This window comes from Nostoc sp. UCD121, assembly GCF_014222285.1.
In the GTDB taxonomy this organism is placed as follows: Bacteria; Cyanobacteriota; Cyanobacteriia; order Cyanobacteriales; family Nostocaceae; genus Nostoc.
Genome location: NZ_JACKZS010000339.1, coordinates 1 through 5,147 on the forward strand (window position 1 = coordinate 1; position 5,147 = coordinate 5,147).

The following is a 5,147-nucleotide window of genomic DNA, read 5'->3' on the forward strand; positions in this document are numbered from 1 at the left end:
CCCCATTCCCCATTCCCCATTCCCTAATTCAAAATGGCAACTTGGCAATGTGTAAAGCAATGTGGAGCCTGCTGTAATCTCGATCCAGCAGATCGTCCAGATTTAGATGAGTATCTCTCTCCACCAGAACTAGAACTCTACCTCAGTATGGTAGGCGAAGGCGGATGGTGCGTTAATTTCGACCATACCACGCGCGAATGTCGCATCTACTCAGATCGTCCTCGTTTCTGCCGCGTGGAATCAGAGGTTTTTCAAGATATGTATGGGGTTGAACCTGAAGAAGTCAACGATTTTGCTATAGACTGTTGTCGCCAGCAAATAGAAGGAGTATACGGCGATCGCAGCTTAGAAATACTACGCTTCGATAAAGCTATTGGGCTGTAAGGAGGATCTAAGGACACAAAAACACCCCATAATTTTTTTGTCTCCATTTATGTAGTTGCAATTTATTACAACAATCTGAGAATATGATAGAAATATGAAAATAATCTAGCAACCAAAACTACTGCTTGTGAAACTTGACTCTGCACCTTTGGAGATTTCTGGCATAGCTCAGACTGAGATCGAGCTAGAACTGAAAGACAGCACTGATTTTAACTTAACTCCTGCGATCACCCAGCTAGTTCAGCCTGTAGTTGCCGATAGTCCTCCAAAGCAGCAATCAGTGTTAGTAGTTTTTGGCACAACTTTTGTAACCATTTTTCTCGCAGAAATTGGAGATAAGACTCAGCTATCCACCCTATTAATGAGTGCAGAATCTCATTCGCCTTGGGTGGTATTTATAGGATCGGCAGCGGCGCTGATAACCACCAGCTTATTAGGTGTACTTTTAGGTAGTTGGATGGCTAGCCGACTCAGCCCGAAAACTATAGAAAAATCAGCAGGTGTGATGTTGTTGGTAATTTCCTTAATGCTGTTTTGGGATGTATTTCAAGGTTAGTTAAAAGTTAAGAGTTCTTTTCCCTCTTCTTTCCCATTTCCCCTTCCCCCTTAATAATATGGATTGGCATCTCTTAGGACTGAGCTTTGTTACGGTTTTTTTATCAGAATTGGGTGACAAAAGTCAGCTAGCAGCGATCGCACTTTCAGGGCGTTCTAATTCTCCGCGTGCAGTATTTTTTGGTACAGCAGGCGCATTGCTGTTGACTAGCCTGTTGGGGTCATTAGCGGGGGGAGCAGTAGCCGAATTATTACCTACACGTTTGTTAAAAGCGATCGCTGCGATCGGATTTGCCATCCTTGCTGCACGCCTGCTGTTATTTAACAATGAACCATCGGCGGATTCTAAAGAAACACCATGAGAAAGGACTCAAAAGAGAGAATTCATACTGACTCCTGTTAGCGGATAGCTAAGGTTTAGCCCATTCTGACTTCTGACTCCTGAATTCTTCTTTACAAAAGTTCCCAAGCCGTTCCTTTGTAGCCGTATTGGAAAATTTCGGGATGCAAAATTTCAGCCAAAATTTCGAGAGAATCTACCAGTCGTGGCCCTGGACGATTAAAGTAAGAATTGCCATCGGTGATGTAGACCCTACCAGCTTGCGTAGCGTGTAGTTTTTCCCATTCTGGACGTTTAGTTAACAATTTAGCTTCTTGGCGAGTGCGATTTAAATCAAAGCCACAAGGCATAAAAACAATGACATCTGGATTAGTTGTTAATAGTGTTTCCCACGGCAAGATAGGAGAAGGCTGACCTGTATAACAAAATAGAGACTGTCCTCCTGCCAAGTTAACTAATTCAGGAATCCAATTGGCCGCAACCATTAAAGGATCAGTCCACTCGATACAGGCAACAGTAGGCTGTTCATTTAAAGAAAGCCCTTGGATTCTTTGCTGGCAAATTTTGACGCGAGCTTCTAAATTTTCTAAGACTTTTACCGAATCTACCTCAAAGGCGTTACCGACTCGCTCAATATCAGCCCAAATATCTTGGAGAATATTGGGTTGTAAAGAAATAATCTGCGGTTTACTGTCAATGAGTGTGGCCACTGCCTTTTCAACTTCGTGTAAGCTGACAGCACAAACATCACACTGGTCTTGAGTGAGAATATGAGTAGGCTGCAACTGCTCTAAAACATCAGTATTTATTTCATAAATACTGAGAGCAGATTGTAACAAATTATTTACATCATCGTTAATTTGGCTGCTGGAGACATTGGAGTCTAAGCGTGCTTGGGTACAAACAGGTAGATCGAGGATTTCTGGAGGATAATCACATTCGTGCGATCGCCCCACAATAGCATTAACCAATCCTAGTGCCGCTAAAATCTCTGTTCCACCGGGGATTAGGGAAACAATTCTCACATTACTAACCGTCATCGCTCCACCTCCATAAAAGCTCGCATTACCTTAATATTCTCAAAATTTTAGTCATTAAGTATCTTTCTCTAGGGGAATCAACTGTGTTTTGGTAATCATATCGATTATCTGTGAAGTTGCTCCAGAACTTAGGACTTATGCCCTATTGCCTCAGCAAGCTTGATTTTGTACAGTTCCAAAAAAAATGAATTAATATTAGCACTAACCAACTAATTGACTGACAGCCATTTTCAAGTAATTAAACTACACCACTTCCTACTTCCCAAATCAAAACACTATACTACTTAATATTTGAGTGAAATTACTTGATAGTAAAATTACTGTAAATGCTAATTATCCCCTGGCAAAAATTACTATTATGAAGTAATAAAAGTGATTAGCAATATCTATTTTGGAACTCGTTATCTAAAATTAAAAAAATTGGATTATAAAAATATACTTTCCGGTTATGAAAAACCATACCAAGTAATTGTAGTTATACAAAGACGGTTCTACTTTTTGCGTAGAACTGGAAAGCAAAATTATTTCTTCTTGAGGTCAAGTAATGCAGGTGGTGTCAGCTAGAGATATTACAGAGCAAAATCAGTCCCAAGAGGCTTTACAAATCAGAGAAAATAGTCGTCGAAAACAAAGCCAGACATTAGTACAACTGGCAAGAAGCAAGACATTTCAACAAGGCAATCTTAATGCAGTATTGAAAGAGATCACAGAAACTGCTGCTCAGACGCTCTTAGTCAAGCGAGTTGGGGTGTGGTTATATAATGAAGAACGCTCAAAAATTGAATGCATCGATTTATATGATGTAAACACTAAGGAGCATAGCTTTGGTAACTCGCTTTCACAAGAAAATTATCCAGCTTATTTCCAGGCTTTAGAAGAAGAACGTACCATTGCCGCAAATGATGCCAGAAACGATACAAGAACCCAAGAATTATCCCAGCCTTATCTTTGCGTTTTAGGCATTACATCCCTACTGGATGCACCAATTTGGTTAGAGGGTCGTTTGGTAGGCGTAGTGTGCCACGAACACATAGGCGAACTTCGCCAATGGACTTTAGAAGAAGAAACTTTTGCTGGCTCGATTGCAGATTTCGTGACTCTGGCTATAGAAGCAAGTGAGCGAAACATGGTACAGGAAGCACTGCGACAGAGTGAGGCGAAATTTCGGGCAATTTTTGAACGTTCTTCTATTGGTATTGGACTTATAGATATGAAAGCGCAGATAGTCGATACTAATCCGGTACTGTGCGAGATTTTAGGATACAGCCGAGAAGAACTATACAGTAAGCGCTTTACAGATTACATTTCCACGCAAAAGGGGGATTTAAAACTTTACAAACAACTGCTGTCAGAAATTGGCAAAAACTCAGGGAAAACTTCAAGGTTCGGCTTCCAAATCTCCGAACTTGAGCAACAGGCTGTCGATAAACATCGCATTGAGATGGAAAGACGCTGTTTACATAAAGATGGTAGCCTAGTTTGGACTCATATCTCTGTTTCTGTTATACCAGACAGCAATGGTGAACCTGAGTTTTTTCTAGCGATGATTGAGGATATTACTGAACGCAAGGAAACAGAATTGAAACTACGTGCCTCTCAAGAAGCAGCAGAAGCTGCTAGTCGGGCAAAAAGTGAATTTTTAGCAACCATGAGCCACGAGTTGCGAACACCTCTTAATGCGATTATGGGCTTGTCGCAGTTGCTGCAACAAGAAGTAGTTGGCTCTCTCAATGAAAAGCAGAACGAATATGTAAGTTGTATATATAGTAGTGGTGAGCATTTGCTGGCACTGATTAACGATATTCTTGATTTATCGAAGGTAGAAGCAGGCAAAGAAGAACTGATACTGTCACCTTTACCAGTATCAGATTTATGTAATTATGCCATCTGGACAGTGCGCGATCGCGCCTCAGAAAAGGGGTTAAAACTCACCTACAAAATTGACCTACAAGAGGATATTTGTATTGCTGATGAGCGGCGCATTAAGCAAATGCTACTCAATCTGCTCACCAATGCCATTAAATTTACCCCAACCGGTGATGTATCGCTGGTAGTGAAAAAAGTACCTCAAGGAATAACCTTTACAGTTTCAGATACTGGAATTGGTATAGACCAAAATCAGTTTCAATTTCTATTTGAACCATTTAAACAGCTTGATAGCCAATTAAATCGGCAGTACGAAGGCACTGGTTTAGGTTTAGCTTTAACACGCAAATTAGCGCGTTTGCATGGTGGAGATGTGACTGTTAAATCGACTTTAGGAAAAGGCAGTCAGTTCACTTTGTTTCTACCAAACCCTGTACTTTCGAAAGCAGCCGAGAATGAACAAAATGAGGAATATCAGGGAGAAGAGTTGACTTCATCCTCCTCCCCGGACATCCCCAAAAATAAAACTATTTTACTTATAGAAGAAGAGGAAAAAACTGCAACAGTTTTGCAAGGCTATCTTCAGTCAATTGGCTATAAAGTCAAGTGGATAGATAATGAAACCGATTTTTTGAAACAGGTGCAAAGCCTCCAAGCAGATTTAGTTTTTTTTGATTTCCAGCTAACTAAAAAAACTAGTATCTTAAATTTGCTAAATCTCCTTAGACAAAAGCCTTCTTGGAAAGATACGCCAATTGTAATAATGACTTTGAGCGAACCTATAGAAAAAGAAATTAACAAGTTACCAGGTAGTGCTAATGACTATCTGGTTAAGCCAATCCGCACAGTCCAGCTAGAGTCATTACTGATGCGATATTTGAGCTAATTTTACTATAAAGGTTCTTGTTTATTGGTTAGGTGATTTCGTATTTAAAATCATTGTTAACTGCTATGATTACCAC

Annotated in this window: 5 protein-coding genes; 4 read left to right on the forward strand and 1 reads right to left on the reverse strand. The window is 40.3% G+C overall.

The features are described from left to right. The first annotated feature begins 33 nt into the window (after positions 1–33). From GNF10_RS35010 to GNF10_RS35020, 3 genes are all read left to right on the forward strand, one after another. Entirely contained in the window at positions 34–384 is a 351-nt protein-coding gene (locus GNF10_RS35010; RefSeq protein ID WP_012411062.1) for a YkgJ family cysteine cluster protein, read from the forward strand. A 127-nt stretch (positions 385–511) separates the two neighbouring features. Further along, entirely contained in the window at positions 512–940 is a 429-nt protein-coding gene (locus GNF10_RS35015; RefSeq protein WP_185586540.1) for a TMEM165/GDT1 family protein, read from the forward strand. Positions 941–998: 58 nt separating this feature from the next. Then, on the forward strand, positions 999–1,301 hold the full coding sequence (locus GNF10_RS35020; protein ID WP_185586541.1) for a TMEM165/GDT1 family protein: 303 nt from the start codon (positions 999–1,001) through the stop codon (positions 1,299–1,301). A gap of 91 nt (positions 1,302–1,392) precedes the next feature. On the opposite strand, the gene GNF10_RS35025 is transcribed toward GNF10_RS35020, so the two are convergent. After that, positions 1,393–2,319, reverse strand: a complete 927-nt coding sequence (locus GNF10_RS35025) for a cobalamin-binding protein (protein ID WP_185586542.1) — start codon at positions 2,317–2,319, stop codon at positions 1,393–1,395. 544 nt (positions 2,320–2,863) lie between these two features. Here GNF10_RS35025 and GNF10_RS35030 point away from each other — a divergent pair. Then, on the forward strand, positions 2,864–5,071 hold the full coding sequence (locus GNF10_RS35030) for an ATP-binding protein (protein ID WP_185581917.1): 2,208 nt from the start codon (positions 2,864–2,866) through the stop codon (positions 5,069–5,071). Positions 5,072–5,147: the final 76 nt, after the last annotated feature.

Bases quoted from the DNA above. Each gene is read 5' to 3' on its own strand.
- GNF10_RS35020 (WP_185586541.1), top strand. From the start codon at position 999: ATGGATTGGCATCTCTTAGGACTGAGCTTTGTTACGGTTTTTTTATCA.
- GNF10_RS35010 (WP_012411062.1), top strand. From the start codon at position 34: ATGGCAACTTGGCAATGTGTAAAGCAATGTGGAGCCTGCTGTAATCTC.
- GNF10_RS35030 (WP_185581917.1), top strand. From the start codon at position 2,864: ATGCAGGTGGTGTCAGCTAGAGATATTACAGAGCAAAATCAGTCCCAA.
- GNF10_RS35025 (WP_185586542.1), bottom strand. From the start codon at position 2,319: ATGACGGTTAGTAATGTGAGAATTGTTTCCCTAATCCCCGGTGGAACA.